Source organism: Phormidium sp. CCY1219, from assembly GCF_055795085.1.
On record NZ_JAYFEQ010000424.1, the window covers coordinates 1 to 3,041 of the forward strand.

The 3,041-nt window shown below is 50.3% G+C and carries 2 protein-coding genes; both read left to right on the plus strand.

The window, feature by feature from the left end; all coding sequences use genetic code 11:
- The first annotated feature begins 93 nt into the window (after positions 1 to 93).
- Positions 94 to 678: a globin family protein gene (locus AC0QH1_RS09675; protein ID WP_324630869.1), complete on the plus strand. Its 585-nt coding sequence runs from the start codon at positions 94 to 96 to the stop codon at positions 676 to 678.
- A 487-nt stretch (positions 679 to 1,165) separates the two neighbouring features.
- Positions 1,166 to 2,671 (plus strand): asparagine synthase B, encoded by a 1,506-nt coding sequence (asnB, locus tag AC0QH1_RS09680; protein ID WP_324630870.1) that lies wholly within the window; start codon positions 1,166 to 1,168, stop codon positions 2,669 to 2,671.
- The last annotated feature ends 370 nt before the right edge of the window (positions 2,672 to 3,041 follow it).

Here is a 3,041-nt window from a genome sequence, read left to right on the forward strand (position 1 = left end):
TTGTCAAACTGTTGTCTGTGTAAGGGGGAGAACTCCTCCCTACGCATAAATGACGAGGGTTTCCGTTCTCCCCCTTATCAACCCCAATTTCTGATGACATTCCAACTCAGTGAAAAGGCCAAACAACTGATTCCCAAAGCCAGAATTGTCAGCTTTGCCCGTTGGCAGGGCTTACATTCTGCCGAGATTATTCAACGCTTCCAGGCGGCGGATGATGAAAGGCGCTATTTAAGCGATGCCGATTTGGCGAGCCTTCGCCCAGATGGACCGGGGTACCCGCAGGCGGCAAGGATCCTGCGCGAAAACGCTCCCGAAATCGTCGCCGACGCCAGAGGGCAAGTTTTGGCGCAATATCCAGGCATCTGCGAGTCGGGGGGAGAGCTTTATCCCCCCGCACGGGCAGAGGCGTGCTGGCGAGATTTTTGGCATTTTCTGCGCTGCATTACTTACGGCATCGCCGGGGGCACTACGGAGTTTACCAGTACCGAAGGACTGGAAAATATGGAGTTGCTCTATCAAGAGTTGCGCGTGCCTTTAGGGGCGATGGTGCTGGGATTGGAATATCTGAAAGCAGCAGGTTTGCAGCGCGTGGAACCGCAACTGCGCGATCGCCTCGCTCCTTATTTCGATTGCTTAATCGATGAAATGAAGCGCTTTCAACCCCAACCCTCGGCATAACCTTGAGCCAACTCCCCTTTGTATGGTGATGGCAGTTCAAGGCGTTTGTCTCGAGCGAAGCGGTTTTTTATCGCAATGGGCTGTTTCGCAAAAGAATGAAGTCTTGACAATTAGCATGTAATTTATCCCTGTTTTACATAGGGGTTATTTCTGATTTCTTAAAGGCGATTGGCTGTTATATCGCCATTTTTTTTGACAGGTTGACGCGAATTTTAATGGGGAAACTTTATCCCCTAAAACAACCTCAGATATCTGCATTCTTCCAGGGTTGAAAAAGCAAAACTATAACTTTTTATGCCGAGCGCGGTAAGAACGCAGCGATTTTATGAGCGGCAAACAAAACATTGCATAAAAAAGCAAAAAGTAGTAAAATACACCGCAGACCGATTGTCTTGGGGGCTAGTTTGCAATCAGGAGGCATCCCGTTTAGCTCAAAGATGCCCCCAGTGGAGTGAAGGTTAACTTAAGAAGAGCGTAAAGAAAGATTATGTGCGGTATTGCTGGAATTTGGGGACAAAATGACCCGAACGGCGTTCAAATTATGATGGATTCCCTGATTCACCGGGGACCGGATGCGGATGGGATATTCGTGGCGGAAACTCAGGCGGGAGTGTTAGGGCACCGAAGACTGAGCATTATGGATCCGAAAGGAGGCAACCAACCGATTTATGGCGATGAAAAAAGCAAGGCGATCGTTGCCAATGGGGAGATTTATAATTTTCCGCAATTGCGACCGGATTTGATGGAACGGCACAACTTCCGGACCAGCAGCGATACCGAGGCGATCCTGCACCTGTATGAAGAGCATGGAACCGAGACGGTGAATTTGTTAGATGGGATGTACGCCTTTGCGATCGCCGATGAAAATTCGTTATTTGCCGCCCGGGATCCGATTGGCATCAAACCGCTTTACTACGGGGAAAAAAATGGCTCCACCATAATCGCTTCGGAACTCAAAGCGATCGCGAAATGTTGCGACAACGTTAAAGAATTTCCTCCCGGTACCTATTACCACTCGGATAGCGGATTTACCACCTTTTACACCGTACCCGACTTGCAGCCCGAAGTGGATGCCGACCCGGAAATCCTGATAAAACGACTGCGAGAGACGTTAGAAGAAGCGGTGGTGAAGCGGTTGATGAGCGATGTGCCCCTGGGGGCATTTTTGTCCGGGGGACTCGATAGTAGCATCATCGCCGCGATCGTGCGCCAACATCATTCCGGCCCCCTGCATACCTTCTCCGTGGGCATTGAAGGGTCGCAAGATTTGGCAGCAGCGCGCCTCGTGTCGCGTCATCTCGACACCATTCATCACGAATACGTGATTACGCCACAAGAGGTGAAGGAGAAACTCCCCGAAATTATTTATTTCATGGAGACGTTTGACCAAGACTTGGTACGCAGTGGCATTCCTTGTTATTTTACCTCCCGACTGGCGGCAGAATACGTCAAAGTGATTCTCACCGGAGAAGGTGCCGATGAGTTGTTTGCCGGCTACACCTATTACAAAGGCATCCCCGACGAAGAGGTACTGCATCGGGAACTGCGGCGATCGGTGGCTACATTGCACAATATTAACTTGCAACGGGTCGATCGCTTGACGATGGCGCACTCCATCGAGGGAAGGGTGCCATTTCTGGACTTGAAATGCATCGAACTCGGACAGCAGATTCCGGCGAAGTACAAAATTGCCGGAGATCCGCTGATTGAAAAATGGATCTTGAGGAAGGCATTTGAGGATATGTTGCCCTCCGAAATCGTGTGGCGCAATAAGCTGCAATTTGACGAAGGTAGCGGCACAGTGGATTTGTTAAACGAGCTACTGTCCTCCGCGATGAGTGCCGAGGAAGCCGAAGCCTATCAGCAGAAGCATCCGGAAGCGAAATTGCGATCGGCAGAGGAATGTTTCTATCATCAGGTATTTATGGAAGCGTTTGACAATCCAGAGCCAATTTTGGCAAATGTGGGGCGATGGAGCGATCGCCCGGTGTAGAGTGTTGGGTTCTAGAGACGTCGGGGACGTCTCTAGAGGTATTTTCCTAGAGGTATTTCTCTAGATGACTTAACAGAATTGCAATTAAATGCTTATATGAACTAGGGCTATCGCCTATTCTCGCTCGCAGTGGATTTGGCAGCGATCGCGCGTCTGAGATACGGCGATCGTCTGCATGCAAATTCCAGGCAGCCGATCGCAATCGCCCTAGATCGAGGCTGTCGCAGAGTAGGCGATCGGGAGCGAGGGACTCCAGCTTGAGACTTAGCCCACAGCAAAATAATGGTGAGAGTGTGTCAGGAACCCCATCCCTAAAGGGAGGGGCTTGGTAAGACTTTATTTTCCCAAGCTCACCTGACCAGAAGACCAG

Coding starts and splice junctions, on each gene's coding strand:
- asnB (WP_324630870.1), top strand. CDS start 1,166: ATGTGCGGTATTGCTGGAATTTGGGGACAAAATGACCCGAACGGCGTT.
- AC0QH1_RS09675 (WP_324630869.1), top strand. CDS start 94: ATGACATTCCAACTCAGTGAAAAGGCCAAACAACTGATTCCCAAAGCC.